11 protein-coding genes are annotated in these 16,538 nt (G+C 75.0%); 2 read left to right on the top strand and 9 right to left on the bottom strand.

What is annotated here, in order from left to right:
- Positions 1 to 84: 84 nt before the first annotated feature.
- The 4 genes from COO58_RS29065 to gltB all read right to left on the bottom strand — a co-directional run bounded on the left by COO58_RS29065 (position 85) and on the right by gltB (position 8,607).
- Entirely contained in the window at positions 85 to 612 is a 528-nt protein-coding gene (locus COO58_RS29065) for a hypothetical protein (protein ID WP_091573331.1), read from the bottom strand.
- Positions 613 to 674: 62 nt separating this feature from the next.
- Positions 675 to 2,219: an MFS transporter gene (locus COO58_RS29060; RefSeq protein WP_098748166.1), complete on the bottom strand. Its 1,545-nt coding sequence runs from the start codon at positions 2,217 to 2,219 to the stop codon at positions 675 to 677.
- A 231-nt stretch (positions 2,220 to 2,450) separates the two neighbouring features.
- The gene (locus COO58_RS29055; RefSeq protein ID WP_098748092.1) at positions 2,451 to 3,956 is read right to left on the bottom strand and encodes a glutamate synthase subunit beta; all 1,506 of its coding nucleotides are present in this window, start codon (positions 3,954 to 3,956) and stop codon (positions 2,451 to 2,453) included.
- Positions 3,949 to 8,607, bottom strand: a complete 4,659-nt coding sequence (gltB, locus tag COO58_RS29050) for a glutamate synthase large subunit (RefSeq protein WP_098748091.1) — start codon at positions 8,605 to 8,607, stop codon at positions 3,949 to 3,951. Before gltB ends, COO58_RS29055 begins: the two co-directional genes overlap by 8 nt.
- A 145-nt stretch (positions 8,608 to 8,752) precedes the next feature.
- On the opposite strand from gltB, the gene COO58_RS29045 reads away from it, so the two are divergent.
- Positions 8,753 to 9,595, top strand: a complete 843-nt coding sequence (locus tag COO58_RS29045) for a GNAT family N-acetyltransferase (protein WP_098748089.1) — start codon at positions 8,753 to 8,755, stop codon at positions 9,593 to 9,595.
- A gap of 36 nt (positions 9,596 to 9,631) precedes the next feature.
- Here the strand turns inward: COO58_RS29045 and COO58_RS29040 are convergent, their stop codons facing one another.
- Both COO58_RS29040 and lgt read right to left on the bottom strand, forming a co-directional pair.
- On the bottom strand, positions 9,632 to 10,819 hold the full coding sequence (locus tag COO58_RS29040; RefSeq protein WP_098748087.1) for an NAD(P)/FAD-dependent oxidoreductase: 1,188 nt from the start codon (positions 10,817 to 10,819) through the stop codon (positions 9,632 to 9,634).
- 11 nt (positions 10,820 to 10,830) lie between these two features.
- Positions 10,831 to 12,144 (bottom strand): prolipoprotein diacylglyceryl transferase, encoded by a 1,314-nt coding sequence (lgt, locus tag COO58_RS29035; RefSeq protein WP_098748086.1) that lies wholly within the window; start codon positions 12,142 to 12,144, stop codon positions 10,831 to 10,833.
- Positions 12,145 to 12,246: 102 nt separating this feature from the next.
- Here lgt and COO58_RS29030 point away from each other — a divergent pair, with 102 nt between their 5' ends.
- Entirely contained in the window at positions 12,247 to 12,792 is a 546-nt protein-coding gene (locus COO58_RS29030) for an NUDIX hydrolase (RefSeq protein WP_098748084.1), read from the top strand.
- Positions 12,793 to 13,565: 773 nt separating this feature from the next.
- Here COO58_RS29030 and trpA read toward each other — a convergent pair.
- From trpA to trpC, 3 genes are read right to left on the bottom strand one after another with little or no spacing between them, the layout of a single operon-like run.
- Positions 13,566 to 14,369: a tryptophan synthase subunit alpha gene (gene trpA / locus COO58_RS29025; protein WP_098748082.1), complete on the bottom strand. Its 804-nt coding sequence runs from the start codon at positions 14,367 to 14,369 to the stop codon at positions 13,566 to 13,568.
- A gap of 4 nt (positions 14,370 to 14,373) precedes the next feature.
- The gene (gene trpB / locus COO58_RS29020; protein WP_098748080.1) at positions 14,374 to 15,600 is read right to left on the bottom strand and encodes a tryptophan synthase subunit beta; all 1,227 of its coding nucleotides are present in this window, start codon (positions 15,598 to 15,600) and stop codon (positions 14,374 to 14,376) included.
- Between the two features lie 37 nt (positions 15,601 to 15,637).
- The gene (gene trpC / locus COO58_RS29015; protein WP_172968088.1) at positions 15,638 to 16,441 is read right to left on the bottom strand and encodes an indole-3-glycerol phosphate synthase TrpC; all 804 of its coding nucleotides are present in this window, start codon (positions 16,439 to 16,441) and stop codon (positions 15,638 to 15,640) included.
- Between the last annotated feature and the right edge of the window lie 97 nt (positions 16,442 to 16,538).

The raw sequence follows: 16,538 nt of genomic DNA, 5'->3' as shown, positions 1-16,538 counted from the left end.
GGCCCGCTCCCCCACCGGCGGGGCCGGCCCGGGCGGGCCGGCCCCCGGGTCCGTGGTCCCCGCTGCGACCGGGTACGGCCCCGGTCAGCCGGCCGCCGGCGCGGGCGTCCCGACCGGCGTCGCCGGCGTGCGGGCCGCCTCGACCGCGCGGATGTGCCGGTAGGCGAACCAGAGCGGCGGGAACGCGCCGACCGCGAACGAGAGGTCGACGAGCGTCCAGAACCACGGGATGCCCCGGATCGGGCCGCAGATCAGGGCCAGCGGCACGATGCCGGCGCAGGCGATCATTCCGACCTGGACCACCCAGACGTTGCGCACCGGGTCGCGCAGCGGCCCCCAGAACGCCACCGCCAGCACCAGATGGGCGAACGCCAGCCAGTCGGTGCCGTAGAGCAGGAACGGGTAGTCCCGGTCGGCGGCCACCAGCCCGTCGTGGACCCGCTCGATCCAGCCGACCAGCGCCGGGAGCCGCCCGGCGAGCGGGTCGAGCGCCGCGAGCAACCACCGGACCTCGATCTCCAGCGGGAACGCGGTCACCCCGCTGAGGAAGAGCCCCACCACCACGACCCAGAGCCAGCGGCGGATGCGCCGCAGGCGTACCTCGACGTCCATGCCCGCAGCGTAACGATGATCATCGTGCCCGCGGGGCCCCGGCGGGCATGACGTGGCCCACCTCAGCGGCGGCCCGCGTCCACCCGGGCGGCGGCCGACGCCGGCCGGGCCGTGCCGGGACGGACCCCGGGCCGTGACGCCGGGACCGGCCGACCGGCCATGACGGTCGGCGCGACACCCGCCGCGACGGTCGGAGTCGGCCCGGACGGGACCGGCACGGCACGCCGGACCGGCCGCACCACCCGGACGGCGCTCGCCGCCACCCGACGGACCGGACGACGCACCGCGACCGGCACGAGCGTGAGCCGACGGACCGGACGCCGCACCGCGGGCGGCACGAGTGCGAGCCGACGGACCGGACGACGCACCGCGACCGGCGTCCGGACCAGCCGGCGCTCGCGCAGCCGGTCCAGCGCCACCCCGGCCGCGAGCGTCGCCACGGCGCTGACCGCGCCGGCCAGCACCAGCGTCTGGCGGGGGCCGGCGTGCTCGGCCAACCAACCCAGCAACGGCGCGCCCACCGCGGCGGCGACCGAGCCGGTGACCGCGAGCGCCGCCAGCACCCGCCCGCGCATCGCGTAGTCGGTGTCCAGCTGCGCGCGGGCGCCGACCGTGGTGTCGATGACCACGGCCGCCGCCGCCACCGGCAGGATCACCGCGGCGAAGCTCGCCGTGCCCGGGGCCAGCCCGGCCACGATCTGCAGCGCGCTGGCGAGCAGCCCCGCGCCGACCAGCACCGCGTAGCCCAGCTCGGCGCGGCGGGCCGCGACCAGCGCGCCGAGCACCGCGCCGACGGCGAAGACGGTGGACAGGAAGCCGTAGCCGGACGCGCCGCCGCCCAGCGGCCCGTCGCTCATCGCCGCCATGGTCACCTGGTAGTTGCGGCCCAGGCTGCCCAGCACGAACGACAGCGCCAGCGCGACCAGCACCACCGGCTGACCCCGCAGGTAGCGGAACCCGGCCCGGATCCCGCCGTCCGCCGGGCCCGCGTCGGCCGCCACCGGCCCGCCGGTGTGCCGCTCCCCCTCGCGTACGGCCAGCAGTGCGACCACGACCGCCACGAAGCTGGCCGCGTTGACGGCGAACAGCAGCGCCGGGCCGACGGCGGCGACCACCACGGCGCCCACGCTCATGCCGAGGATCCGCCCGGCGGAGTTGGTCAACGAACCGAGCGCGAGCGCGTTGCCGAGGCTCTCCCGGTCCACCAGGGTGGACGCCCAGCGGCCCAGCACCGGCCCCTCGATCGCCGACACCGCGCCGGTGGCCAGCGAGATCGCGTAGACGGCCGGCAGACCTCCGGCGCCGGTGAGCGCCACCACGGCCAGGCCGGCGGCCAGCACCGCGTGCGCCGCCTGCGCGGTGACCAGCAGCGGCTTGGCGGGCAGGCGGTCGGCCAGTGCGCCGCCCCACACGCTGAGCAGCAGCGTGGGCAGCGCCTGGAGCAGGACGGTGAGGCCCATCGAGGTGGCGGAGCCGGTCTCCGCGAGCACGAACCAGTTGACGCCGAGCACCTGCATCCAGGTGCCGGTGACCGACACGAAGCCGGCGCCCGCCCAGATCCGGTAGTTCCGGTGGCGCAGCGCGGCGAACGTGGCGCCGAGAGCCACGACGATCTCCCCCGTTGACGACAGCGACATGACGAAGGCCGGACCCTCGTGAGGTCCGGCCGGTCGCCAAGTCTGGCGGCGGAGGAAACGTCGCGGCGACAGTTGGTGGCAGGTGTCACCGGGCGACCCGGACACCCGGTCCGGGTCGGTGCGATACCGGGCGTCCCGCCCCGACACAGCTGTTAAGAGGGGCCCCCTGCTCTACCGGAGGCGTTAACAGGGGGCCCCTCCTTACGCGGCGAGTGGCTGCCGGGCCGGGTCGACCGGGGCGGGCAGCTCGCCCACCCCGCCCAGGTACGCGTGGATGGCCGCCGCCGCGGCCCGCCCCTCGGCGATCGCCCAGACGATCAGCGAGGCGCCCCGGTGCATGTCCCCGGCGACGAAGACCCCGTCGGCGTCGGTCTGCCAGTCGGGTCGGGCGTCGACCGCGCCCCGGCCGTTGCGGGTCACCCCGAACTGGGCCAGCAGCGGCTGTTCCTCGGTGCCCTCGAAGCCGATCGCGAGCAGCACCAGGTCGGCCGGGATCTCCCGCTCGGATCCGGGCAGCGGGGTGACGATGCGCCGGCCGTCGACCTTCTCCACGGTCACCTCGGCGACGCGCACGGCGCGGACCTGCCCGGTGCCGTCGTCGACGAACTCCTGCACCGCCACCGCGAAGACCCGCTCCCCGCCCTCCTCGTGGGCCGGATAGGACCGCAGCACCCACGGCCAGGTCGGCCACGGGTCCCGCGCGCCGTCCCGCTCCGTCGGGGGCTGCGGGTAGAGGTCGAGCTGGTGTACGCCGGCCGCGCCCTGCCGGTGGGCCACGCCCAGGCAGTCCGCCGCGGTGTCGCCACCACCGATGATCACCACGTGCTTGCCGGCCGCGTCGATCGGCGTGCCGTCCGGCAGCACGGCCAGGGCGGGCCGCCCGTCGCCCGCGGCCGCCACCACCCGGTTCGCGGCCACCAGGTGCGACATCGCCTGGTGCACGCCGCGCAGCGCCCGGCCCGGGGTGCCCGGGGTGTCCCGGCCCTGGAGCGCGCCGCAGGCGAGCAGCACCGCGTCGTGCTCGGCGCGCAGCTGGTCGGCGGTCACGTCGACGCCGACCTCGACGCCGGTGCGGAACCGCACCCCCTCGGCGGTGAGCTGGGCGACCCGGCGGTCGACGTGCTGCTTCTCCAACTTGAAGTCGGGAATGCCGTAGCGGAGCAGGCCGCCGATCGCGTCGTCGCGCTCGTACACGGTGACCGTGTGACCGGCGCGGGCGAGCTGCTGCGCGGCGGCCAACCCGGCCGGGCCGGAGCCGACCACCGCGACCGACCGGCCGGTAGGGGTGGAGGCGGGCCGGGGACGCAGGCCGTCCCGGGCCACCGCCGCGTCGGCGATCTCCACCTCGACCTGCTTGATGGTGACCGGCTGCTGGCCGCCCAGGCCGAGCACGCAGGCCGCCTCGCACGGCGCCGGGCAGAGCCGGCCGGTGAACTCGGGGAAGTTGTTGGTGGCGTGCAGCGACTCCACCGCCGCGTCCCAGTTGCCGGTGCGGACCAGGTCGTTCCAGTCCGGGATGCGGTTGCCCAGCGGGCAGCCGTCGTGGCAGAACGGGATGCCGCAGTCCATGCACCGGGTGGCCTGCTCGCGGACCAGCTCCTCGCCGGCCGGCGGGTAGACCTCCCGCCAGTCGGTGATCCGCACCGGCACCGGGCGGCGGGCGGGCAGCCGCCGGTCGTAGCGCAGGAAACCGTTCGGGTCAGGCACGAGCCACCTCCTGGGCGACCACCCGGGGCGCGGGTGGTACCGGGGCGGGAGAGAGGGCACTCATCACCGCGTCGTCGACGTTCCGGCCGGCGGCTTCGGCGGCCCGCATGATCTCCATGACCCGGCGGTAGTCCCGGGGCACCACGGCGGTGAACTCCTCCACCGCCTGCGGCCAGCGCTTGAGCAGGTCCTCGGCGACCGCCGAGTCCGTCTCGGCGAAGTGCCGCTGGACCAGCTCGTGCAGCCGGTCGCGCTCCTCGTCGCGCAGCGGCGACAGGTCGACCAGCTCGGCGTTGACCAGCCGGCGGTCGAGCCGGTGCACGAACGCGGTGCCGCCGGACATACCGGCGGCGAAGTTGCGCCCGGTCGGACCGAGCACCACCACCGTGCCGCCGGTCATGTACTCGCAACCGTGGTCGCCGAGACCCTCGACCACCGCGGCCGCGCCGGAGTTGCGCACCGCGAACCGCTCGCCGACCCGACCGCGCAGGAACACCTCGCCGCCGGTGGCGCCGTAGAGGATCGTGTTGCCGGCGATGATCTGGTCCTCGGCGCGGCGGCCCGGCTCGGCTTCGGCGCCGACGAACGGCGCGTCGGCGTCCGGCCGGACCACGATCCGCCCGCCGGACAGTCCCTTGCCGACGTAGTCGTTGGCGTCGCCGTGCAGGCGCAGCGTGACCCCGCGTGGCAGGAACGCGCCGAACGACTGCCCGGCGGTGCCGCGCAGCAGGAACTCGACGGTGTCGTCGGGCAGCCCGGCGCCGCCGAACCGGCGGGTCACCTCGCCGCCCAGCATCGCGCCCACGCTGCGGTGCTCGTTGCGCACCTCGACCTCGACCCGGACCGGGGTGCCGTCGCGCAGCGCCGGGCCGGCCAGCTCGATGAGCCGGTTGTCCAGCGCCGCGTCGAGGCCGTGGTCCTGGGCACGGACGCCGCGCCGGGCCGCGCCCTCGGGCAGCTCCGGCAGGTGCAGCACCCGGCCCAGGTCGAGCCCGTGGCCCTTCCAGTGGTCGATCGCGCCGGCCACGTCGAGCAGCTCGGTGTGCCCGATCGCCTCGTCGATGCTGCGGAAACCCAGCTCGGCCAGGTAGCCCCGGACCTCCTCGGCGAGGAAGAGGAAGAAGTTCTCCACGAACTCGGGCCGGCCGGTGAACCGCTCGCGCAGCACCGGGTTCTGGGTGGCGATGCCGACCGGACAGGTGTCCAGGTGGCAGACCCGCATCATCACGCAGCCCTCGACGATCAGCGGGGCGGTGGCGAAGCCGAACTCCTCGGCGCCGAGCAGCGCCGCGACCAGCACGTCCCGGCCGGTCTTGAGCTGGCCGTCGACCTGCACGGTGACCCGGTCGCGCAGCTTGTTGAGCAGCAGCGTCTGCTGCGCCTCGGCCAGGCCCAGCTCCCACGGGGTGCCGGCGTGCTTGAGCGAGTTGAGGGGCGACGCGCCGGTGCCGCCGTCGTGCCCGGAGATGAGGATGACGTCGGCCTTCAGCTTGGCCACGCCGGCCGCCACCGTGCCCACACCCACCTCGCTGACCAGCTTGACGTGCACCCGGGCGGCCGGGTTGACGCACTTCAGGTCGTGCACGAGCTGGGCCAGGTCCTCGATGGAGTAGATGTCGTGGTGCGGCGGCGGGGAGATCAGGCCGACACCCGGGGTGGCGTGCCGGGTCCGCGCGATCCACGGCCAGACCTTGTTGCCGGGCAGCTGCCCGCCCTCGCCGGGCTTCGCGCCCTGCGCCATCTTGATCTGGAGGTCGTCCGCGTTGACCAGGTATTCGCTGGTCACGCCGAACCGGCCGCTGGCGATCTGCTTGACCGCCGAGCGGCGCGCCGGGTCGTGCAGCCGCTCGACGTCCTCGCCGCCCTCGCCGGTGTTGGACTTGCCGCCCAGCCGGTTCATCGCGATCGCGAGCGTCTCGTGCGCCTCCGCGGAGATCGACCCGTACGACATGGCACCGGTGGCGAAGCGCTTGACGATCTCGGTGGCCGGCTCGACCTCGTCCAGCGGCACCGCCGGGCGGACGCCGGTGCGCAGCGTGAACAGCCCGCGCAGCGAGCCCGCCTGCGCGGCCAACTCGTCGACCTTGGCGGTGTACTGCCGGAACACGTCGTACTGGCGGCTGCGGGTGGCGTGCTGGAGCAGGAAGACCGTCTCCGGGTTGAACAGGTGCAGCTCGCCCTCGCGGCGCCACTGGTACTCGCCGCCGACCTCCAGCCGGTCGCTGATCTGTGCGCCCGGCGCCGGCCAGGCCCGCGCGTGCCGGGCGGCCACCTCGGTGTGGATCTCGGCCAGCCCGATCCCGCCGATCGTGCTCGGCGTGCCGCGGAAGTAGCGGTCGACCAGGCGCGTGTCCAGGCCGACCGCCTCGAACACCTGCGCCCCGCAGTACGACGACACGGTGGAGATGCCCATCTTGGACATGATCTTCAGGACGCCCTTGCCGAGCGCCTTGACGTAGTTGCGGACCGCCTTCACCGGCTCCACACCGGCCAGCGCGCCGGTGGAGATCATGTCCTCGACCGACTCGAAGGCGAGGTACGGGTTGACCGCCGCCGCGCCGTAGCCGATCAGCACGGCCGCGTGGTGCACCTCGCGGCAGTCGCCGGACTCGACGACCAGCGCCACCTGGGTCCGGGTCTGCTCGCGCACCAGGTGCTGGTGCACCGCGGCGGTGAGCAGCAGCGACGGGATCGGCGCCAGGTCGGCGTTGGAGTCCCGGTCGGAGAGCACCAGGATCCGTACGCCGTCCTCGATCGCCTCGGACACGTGCCGGCAGATCTCGGTCAGCCGGGCCTTGATGCCGGCGCCGCCGTCCCGGATCCGGTAGAGACCCGAGACCCGGACCGCCTTGAAGCCGGGCAGGTCGCCGTCCTCGTCGATGGAGAGGATCTTGGCCAGCTCGTCGTTGTCGATCACCGGGTAGGGCAGCACGATCTGCCGGCAGCTCGCCGGGCCCGGGTCGAGCAGGTTGCCCTCCGGCCCGATGGTGGACGCCAGGCTGGTCACCAGCTCCTCCCGGATGGCGTCCAGCGGCGGGTTGGTGACCTGGGCGAAGAGCTGGTGGAAGTAGTCGTAGAGCAGCCGCGGCCGGGTGGACAGCGGGGCGATCGGGGTGTCGGTGCCCATCGAGCCGATCGGCTCCGCGCCGCTGCGGGCCATCGGGCCGAGCAGGATCTTCAGCTCCTCCTCGGTGTAGCCGAACGTCTGCTGGCGGCGGCGTACCGAGTCGTGGGTGTAGACGGTGTGCTCGCGCGGCGGCAGGTCGTCCAGCTCGATCAGGCCGGCGTGCAGCCACTCCTGGTACGGCTGCGCGGCGGCCAGCTCGGTCTTGATCTCGTCGTCGGAGACGATCCGACCGTTGACGGTGTCGACCAGGAACATCCGGCCGGGCTGGAGCCGGCCCTTGGCCACCACCGTGGTCGGGTCGAGGTCGAGCACGCCCGCCTCGCTACCCAGCACCACCAGGCCGTCGGAGGTGTGCCACCAGCGGCCCGGACGCAGACCGTTGCGGTCCAGCACCGCGCCGACGATCTCGCCGTCGGTGAAGGCGACCGAGGCGGGGCCGTCCCACGGCTCCATCAGGCTGGCGTGGAAGCGGTAGAACGCGCGCTTGTCGGCGCGCATGTCCGGGTCGTTCTCCCAGGCCTCGGGGATCATCATGAGCACCGCGTGCGGCAGGCTCCGCCCGGCCAGGTGCAGCAGTTCGAGCACCTCGTCGAAGTTCGCCGAGTCCGACGCGGCCGGCGTGCACACCGGGAAGACGCGGCGGATGTTGCCGGGGATGCTCGGGCTGCGCAGCAGCGCCTCCCGGGCCTGCATCCAGTTGCGGTTGCCGCGAATCGTGTTGATCTCGCCGTTGTGCGCGATGAAGCGGTACGGGTGCGCCAGCGGCCAGGACGGGAACGTGTTGGTGGAGAAGCGCGAGTGCACCAGCGCGATGGCGCTGACCACCCGCTCGTCGGTCAGCTCCGGGTAGAACGCCGGGAGCTGGTCCGGGGTGAGCATGCCCTTGAACACCATCGTGCGGCCGGACAGCGACGGGAAGTACGCCGGCACGCCCCGCTCGGTGGTCTCCCGCTCGACCTGCTTGCGCAGGCAGAACGCCACCCGGTCCAGGTCGAGCCCGGCCAGCGGGGAGCCGGCCGGGCCGGCCGGCGAGTCGGTCAGCCGGTGCGCGGCCACGAACAACTGCCGCACCCGGGGCATGGCCGCGAGCGCGGTCTCGCCCAGCCCGGACGCGTCGGTCGGCACCTCGCGCCAGCCGAGCACGTCGGCGCCCTCGACCAGCGCGTACTTGTCCACCACCTGGCGGGCGCGCGCCTCGGCCGCGTCGTCGTCGGGCAGGAACACCAGACCGGTCGCGTACTGGCCGGCGGGGGGCAGCGGGAAGTCGACCACGGCGCGCAGGAACGCGTCCGGCACCTGGATCATGATGCCGGCGCCGTCACCGGTGTTGTGCTCCGCGCCCCGGGCGCCCCGGTGGTCCAGCCGGCAGAGCGCCCCGAGGCCGTTCGCGACGACCTGGTGCGAGCGCCGCCCGTGCAGGTCGGCCACGAAGGCCACGCCGCAGGCGTCGTGCTCGTACGCGGGGTCGTAGAGCCCCGTCGTCCGTGGGGCCGGCTGCGGGCTGAGAGGGTACGGAAAGGCCACCGGGCCTCCTGTCGTCACTCAGGTTGGATCATGGTGGGGACGACGTCGGCCCTCTGGGGTTTATTGAGTCTACGTTAGGGCGTCCGGCGCAAGGCCAGTTCAGATTGATCACACTTCCAGAATCTGGGACGTGTAGTCTCGCGCGGTGGATGTCGTACGAGCTGACGCACTCGACCGGTTGGAGCGTTTCTACGACGCGGTGCCCCGCGACGGGGCCCGGACCGAGGAGTTCGACTCCCTGGTGCTCTTCGTCCGCGACGGGGCCGGATGGCCGTTCTACGCCCGCCCCCGGCTCGACGCCACCGAGACGCCCACCCTGGCCGAGGTGACCGCCGTCCGCGCCCGGCAGCGGGAGCTGGGCCTGCCGGAGGCGTTCGAGTGGGTGCACGAGCACCAGCCGGAGCTGCTCGCGGTGGCCCGCTCGGCGGGGCTGAGCGTGCTGGAGGCGCCGCTCATGCTGCTCGAACCCGAGCTGCTGCCCGAACCGGGGACGCTCAGCGACGTACCGGTGCGGGTGCTGGACCCGGGCGACCCGGGCTTCGCCGCGGACATCGCGCTGCGCCGGGCCGTCGCCGCTGTCGGTTTCGCGAACGGCGGCACCGCACGCGGCGAGGCCGGGCCGGCCGAGCGGGACGCCGCGGTGGCCCGCCTCGACGTGGAGGCGCTGGAGGAGGAGGCCGCCCGGGTGGCCGACGGCCGGCGCGTATCGGCGCTCGCCGGCACCCCGCAGGAGGGCGCGCTGGCCAGCGGCATGGCGATGCGGGTGGACGACGTGGCGGAGATCGCCGGCGTGGCCACGCTGCCCTCCGCCCGCCGACGCGGCCTGGGCGCCGCGGTCACCGCCACGCTGGCCCGGGAGCTGCGCGCCGCCGGCACCGACCTGGTCTTCCTGAGCGCCGGCAGCGAGGACATCGCCCGGGTCTACCTGCGGGTCGGCTTCCGCCGGGTCGGCACCGCCTGCATCGCCGAGCCGGCCGCCGTCATCTGACCAGCGCGCCGACCGGACGAGGGACGCGCGAGGCGGTCAGGACGGCGGCTGCCAGGCGGCGGCCGCCGCGGCGGCCGTGTTGCGCATCCGCGGGCTGATCGTGCCGAGCGCCGCGTCCCGGGCGCGCAGCGCCAGCCGGCCCCGGGTCTGCAGCACCGCCGACATCCGGCGGGTCTGCCGCACCATGGTGGCCGCGCGCGGCCGGCGCAACCGGTCGTAGCCGGTCACCGCGTCGGGCAGCCGCGACTCGCGCAGCAGCCCGGCGAGCGTGGCCGCGTCCTCGAACGCCAGGCAGGCGCCCTGCCCCAGGTGCGGCGGCATCGCGTGCGCGGCGTCGCCGAGCAGCACCACACCGCCCGGGCCGACCGGGAAGCCGTACGCCCGGGGCAGCGGTCGCAACTCGCGGATCTCCTGCTGCACCACGTCCGCCGGGTCGGTCGCCTCGAGCAGCGTGGCGATCGGCGCGGGCCAGCCCGCGTACCAGCGCTTGAGCAGGGCGAGCTGGATCTCCGGCGGCTCGGGGCGGGGCGCGCCGGCGGCGGTGGCCACCCAGTAGATGCCGCCCCGGCGGGAGGCGCCGGCGGTGCCCCGCTCACCGAGCGAGGCGGCCACGAACCGGTAGCCGGCGCCCAGCGTCTCGCCGTGCACCGGCTGGTCGGCGGGGAGCTGCGGCGCGCGGTACCAGGGGATCACCGCCCGCCAGGCGGCGCAGCCGGAACTCACCACCGTCGTCTCCGGGCAGAGCTGCCGGCGGATCTCGCTGTCGGTGCCGTCGGCGGCCACCACCAGGTCGGCCTCGACCGTGTGCCGGCCGTCGCCCACCGCGGGACGTTCGCCGGGCACCGCGCGTACGCTGCGCACACTCACCCCGGTGCGCAGCTCCACCTGGTCGCCCAGCCCGGCGATGAGCGCGTCGTGCAGGTCCTCCCGGTGCACCACCACCGGCATCCGGTCGGCCGGCGTGGGCCGGGGCTGCACCAGCCACTGCCCGTCCGGGCGACGGATGCCGCCGTCGGGCAACGGCGTGGCGATCGCGTCCAGCCCGGCGCCGAGCCCGAGGGCGCGCAGCGCGCGTACCCCGTTGGGCCACAGCACCACGGCGGTCGGCTCCGGCCGGACCCGGTCGGAGCGTTCCAGCAGCGTGACCCGCCATCCGGAGCGGGCCAGCGCGCCGGCCACCGCCATCCCGCCGAGGCCGGCGCCGACCACCACCGCGCTGCGCATGACTCCCCCGCTCAGCTGTCCCGGTCCGTCGGTCGCCCGCCGGCGTCCGCCCGACCGGCGTCCGCGCGGTCGACCCCGCCCGTGTGGTCCGACCCGGCCGGATCGTCGCCGGCCCCGGCCCGGTCGGCCGACGCGTCGTCCGGGCCGTCGGTCGCCGCGCGGTCCGGCCGGACCGCGTCGTCGTCGATCACCGCACGGTCCGCGTCGTCGTCGGCCGCCGCACGGTCCGCGTCGTCGTCGGCCGCCGCACGGTCCGCGTCGTCGTCGGCCGCCGCACGGTCCGCGTCGCCGGTCGCCGCCGGTTCCGTCGGGGGCAGCGCACCGGTCTCCCGGTACGCGCGGAACTGGTCCTCGGTCACCACCCGGTAGCCCTCCGGCGCGACCGGCCGCGCGCCGGCCTCGCCGGCCGAGAGGTCGACCTGGGACACGTCGCCGGCCGGTGCCACCGGGGCGGCCGGCTCACCCACCGGGACGAGGTATTCCCGGGGACCGCGGACCCGCACGAAGTAGACGAGCGCGCCGAGGAAGACCAGCGCGGCGGTCCAGACGTTGAGCCGCACGCCGAGGATGTGGTTGGCCTCGTCGGTGCGCATCAGCTCGATCCAGAACCGGCCCACCGTGTAACCCATCACGTAGAGCGCGAAGGCACGGCCCCGGCCCAGCCGCAGCCGGCGGTCCAGGATCAGCACCAGCGCGGCGACGCCGACGTTCCAGAGCAGTTCGTAGAGGAACGTCGGGTGGTAGAGCCCGGGTTGCAGGACCGGGTTGCCGGCGTCGTCGCGCAACGCGTGACCCGGGTTGTCCGGGTCCATCACGTGCACCTCGAGACCCCAGGGCAGGGTCGTCCGCCCGCCGTACAGCTCGTTGTTGAACCAGTTGCCCAGCCGGCCGATCGCCTGGGCCAGCGGCATCCCCGGCGCCAGCGCGTCGGCCACCACGGTGAGCGGGATGCCCAACTGCCGGGCGGCGAGCCAGGCGCCCACCGCGCCGCCGGCCACCGCGCCCCAGATGCCGAGGCCACCCTCCCAGATGTAGAGCGCCTTGATCGGCTCACCGCCGGCGCCGAAGTATTTCTCCGGCGAGGTGATCACGTGGTAGATCCGGGCACCGATGATGCCCGCCGGCACCGCCCAGACGGCGATGTCGAGCACGGCACCCGGGGCAACGCCACGGCGGCGCAGCCGGTACTCGGTGACCACGCAGGCCACCGCGATGCCGGCGATGATGCAGAGCGCGTACGCCCGGATCGGAAAGGGACCGAGCTGCCAGACGGCGGTGCTGGGGCTGGGCATGGCCGCCAGTGGGGTCATCGGGGCGAGGGTCACGGGTGCACACGGTACCGGTGCGGACCGTGTGTGCGGCACCCCGGTCCGCCGCGTCGTGGAGCCGCATGACTTCTGGTTTGCGCGGCCGTACGCTCTTTGTCCATGAGCGCGCTCACCTGGGCGGTCGCCGCGGTCGTCAGCGACGGGTCCGGCCGGGTCCTGCTCTGCCGGCGCTCCGGCGGCGTGCCCCGCTGGGGCCTGCCGGGCGGGCGGCTGCGCCACGACGAGAACCAGCCCGACGCCGCCGTCCGGTCGATCCGCGCGGAGACCGGATGGCTCGTCGACCTGGTCGACCTGGTCGGCCTCTACCGGGTCGCCGATCCGAGCGCTCCCGTGCCCCCGGCCGGCCGTTGCGGCCCCGCGCCGGACGTCCTGGTGCACGTGTTCCGCGCCCGGCCGACGGGTGGCGCTCCGGCCGGCGAATCGGCACCCGGCTGCCATCCCGAGTGGCACCCCTCGGTCGCACTGCCCCGCGCGCTCACCCCCGCCACCCGGGCCGCCGTCGCGGACGCGCTCGCCGGCCGTTCCGGCGTGCTCCGGAACACGCCCGCCGCCGACCCGCCGCCGCCGGACGCGCATCCGTCCGACGGCGTCGGCACGCCGCCCGGCCAGCGGTCGCCAGGTGGCTTCGACACCGGCCGGCGCTGAGCGGCACCGGCGCTGAGCGGGCTGACGCCGATCGAGGGCCGACGCCGAGCAGGGGCCGACGCGAAGTCGCGGCCCACGCGAAGTCGCGGCCCACGCGAAGTCGCGGCCCACGCGAGGCGAGCCGCGACTGTGACGGGGTCGGCCTCGGGCAGACCGTCAGCCGGACAAGGCCGCCTCGACTCGCTCGGCCGGGCTGGGTCTCTTTCCGACGCCTGTCGAGCTGATATCAGTAACGACTCAGCGCACGGGGGATCTCGCCAGGACGGCGGTCACCACCGGGAGGGCGCAGGACCGGACGCCACTCGGCCGGACCGGCGGTATCGGGGTGAGCCACGCAGCGCATTCCCGGCGGCGTGGTGTCGACTGCGCGTGGAGGCGGCCCGCTGCGTCCCTCGGGGCAGCGCGATATCACAAACGACTCAGCTCGAAAGGCGTGCGGTGGGGGTGGCCCGACCTCGGGCGGCGGGAAACCGACGGGTTCGGCGCGAGGCCTGCCCGGCACCCGGCGCAAGCCTGCCCGGCACCCGGCGCAAGCCTGCCCGGCACCCGGCGCGAGCCAGCCCGGCACCCGGTCCGAGCCTGCCCAGCGCCCAGCGCCCGGTGCCCGGTGCCCGGTGCCCGGTGCGAGTCTGAGCGGTGCCGGTGCGAGCGCGGAGACCCGACAGGAGCCCGACACCGGCCCGACGGCGCCCGACACCGGCCCGACGGCGCCCGACACCGGCCTGACGGCGCCCGATGCGAGCCGACAAGTGCCGGACGGCTGGCGGAGACGGTCAGCGGACCGGGTTGCGGACGCCTTCGGCCAGTTCGGCGCTGAGCGTGCGCAGGGCGGTGAGGCCGGCGGCCTGGTCCGGGGCGTCGAGCACGCACCGGACCAGCGCGCTGCCCACGATCACCGCGTCGGCGTAGCCGGCGACGGTCGCGGCCTGCGCGCCGGTGCCCACGCCCAGCCCGACGCCGACCGGCAGGTCGGTGACCTCGCGCAGCCGGGAGACCAGGATCGGGGCGGCGTCGGAGGTCCGCGACCGGGCGCCGGTGACGCCCATGATCGCGGTGGCGTAGACGAAGCCACGGCAGTGCTCGACGGTCATCCGCAGCCGCGCGTCGGTGGAGGACGGCGACACCAGGAACGTCCGGTCCAGGCCGTGCGCGTCGGAGGCGGCCAGCCACTCGGCCGCCTCGTCGGGGATCAGGTCGGGCGTGATGAGGCCGGTGCCGCCGGCGGCGGCCATGTCGCGGGCGAACGCGTCCGGGCCGTACTGCTCGATGGGGTTCCAGTAGGTCATCGTCACCACGGACGCCCCGGTCGCGGCGACCGCCTCGACCACGCGCAGCGCGTCGGCGGTGCGTACGCCGCCGGCCAGGGCGATGTCGCTGGCCTTCTGGATGACCGGGCCGTCCATCACCGGGTCGGAGTAGGGGATCTCCACCTCGATGACGTCCACACCCGCCTCGACCATGGCGGTCATGGCGGCGATGCTGCCCTCGACGGTCGGGAAGCCGGCCGGCATGCAGCCGATCAGCACGGCCCGCCCGTCGGCCCGGGCCTTGTCGAACGCGACCCCGATGCGGCTCACGCAGTCACTCCTTGTCGAGGATGCCGAAGTACGCCCCGGCGGTGTGGACGTCCTTGTCGCCCCGACCGGAGAGGTTGACCACGATCACCGGCTCGCGGCCCAGCTCGGCGGCGAGCTCCGGGGCGATCCGCTTGGCGCCGGCCAGTGCGTGCGCGCTCTCGATCGCCGGGATCACGCCCTCGGTGCGGCAGAGCAGCTCGAACGCGGCCATCGCCTCGGCGTCGTCGACCGGCAGGTAGGTCGCCCGGCCGGTGTCGTGCAGCCAGGCGTGCTCCGGCCCGACGCCCGGGTAGTCCAGGCCGGCCGAGATCGAGTGCGACTCGATGGTCTGGCCGTCGGCGTTCTGCAGGACGTACGTGCGGGTGCCGTGCAGCACGCCCGACGAGCCGCCGGTGATGCTGGCCGCGTGCCGGCCGGTGGCGACGCCCTCGCCGCCGGCCTCGAAGCCGTAGAGCCGAACCCCGGTGTCGGGCACGAAGGCGTGGAAGATGCCCAGCGCGTTGGAGCCGCCGCCGACGCAGGCCGCGACCGCGTCCGGCAGCGCGCCGGTCAGGTCCAGGCACTGCTGGCGGGCCTCGACACCGATGCCGCGCACGAAGTCCCGGACCATCTCCGGGAACGGGTGCGGCCCGGCGGCGGTGCCGATCAGGTAGTGGGTCGTGTCGACGTTGGCGACCCAGTCCCGCATCGCCTCGTTCATCGCGTCCTTGAGCGTGCGCGAGCCGGTGGTGACCGGGACGACGGTGGCGCCGAGCATGCGCATCCGGGCCACGTTGAGCGCCTGCCGCTCGGTGTCCACCTCGCCCATGTAGACGACGCACTCGAGGTCGAACAGGGCGGCGGCGGTCGCGGTGGCCACGCCGTGCTGGCCGGCGCCGGTCTCGGCGATCACCCGTCGCTTGCCCATCCGCCGGGTGAGCAGCGCCTGGCCGAGGACGTTGCGGACCTTGTGCGCGCCGGTGTGGTTGAGGTCCTCCCGCTTGAGCAGGATCCGGGCGCCGAGCTGGGCGGACAGCCGCCGGGCCTCGTACAGCTTCGAGGGGGTGCCGGCGTAGTCGCGCAGCAGCGCGTCGAACTCGGCGAGGAACTCCTCGTCGCCCATCGCCTTGCGGTACGCCGCGTCCAGCTCGTCCAGCGCGGCGACCAGCGCCTCGGGGACGAACCGGCCGCCGAACCGGCCGAAGTGGCCGGCGGCGTCGGGGACCTGGCCGGCTGCGGGTGCGGCGCTCATCGCGGGCGTCCTCTCGGATCGGGTGGCCCGGCGCGGGTCAGCGCACCGGGCGGGGCGTGGCCGGGTGGTTACCGGCGTTGACCAGCTCGGCGACCGCCTCACGGGGGCTCTTCTGGGTGACCAGTCCCTCGCCCACCAGGACGGCGTCGGCGCCGGCCGAGGCGTAGCGGATCAGGTCGTGCGGGCCGCGCACGCCGGACTCGGCGATCTTGACGACGTTGCTGGGCAGGCCGGGCGCGATCCGCTCGAACACCGAGCGGTCGACCTCCAGGGTACGCAGGTCACGGGCGTTGACACCGATCACCTGGGCGCCGGCCTCCAGGGCCCGGTCCGCCTCCTCCTCGGTGTGCACCTCGACCAGCGCGGTCATGCCCAGCGACTCGATCCGCTCCAGCAGCCCGACCAGCGCGTTCTGCTCCAGCGCGGCGACGATCAGCAGCACCAGGTCGGCGCCGTGCGCCCGCGCCTCGTGCACCTGGTAGCTGGAGACCACGAAGTCCTTGCGCAGCACCGGCACGTTCACCGCGGCCCGGACCGCGGCCAGGTCGTCCAGCGACCCGCCGAACCAGCGGCCCTCGGTCAGCACGCTGATCGCCCGCGCCCCACCGGCCGCGTAGTCACCGGCCAGGTCGGCCGGGTCCGCGATCTCGGCCAACCGCCCCTTGGACGGCGACGAGCGCTTCACCTCGGCGATCACGGCCACGCCGGGCCGGCGCAGCGCCGCGTACGCGTCCAGCGGCGGCGGCGCGGCCGCGGCCAGCTCGCGGATCCGCTCCAGCGGAACCTGCTCCTGGCGCCGGGCCACGTCCTCGCGGACGCCGGCCAGGATCTCGTCGAGCACGCCTGCGGACGGCGCCCCTGCGGCGTCGTCCCCCTCCGCGTGCGCATGCTCAGCAGTCACCAACGGACTCCCCTCTCCGGGTGTCATGGGCCGATGC

The sequence above is a fragment of the Micromonospora sp. WMMA1996 genome (assembly GCF_002573675.1).
Lineage (GTDB): Bacteria > Actinomycetota > Actinomycetes > Mycobacteriales > Micromonosporaceae > Micromonospora > Micromonospora sediminicola.
This window is presented reverse-complemented; position numbering and strand designations above follow the sequence as displayed.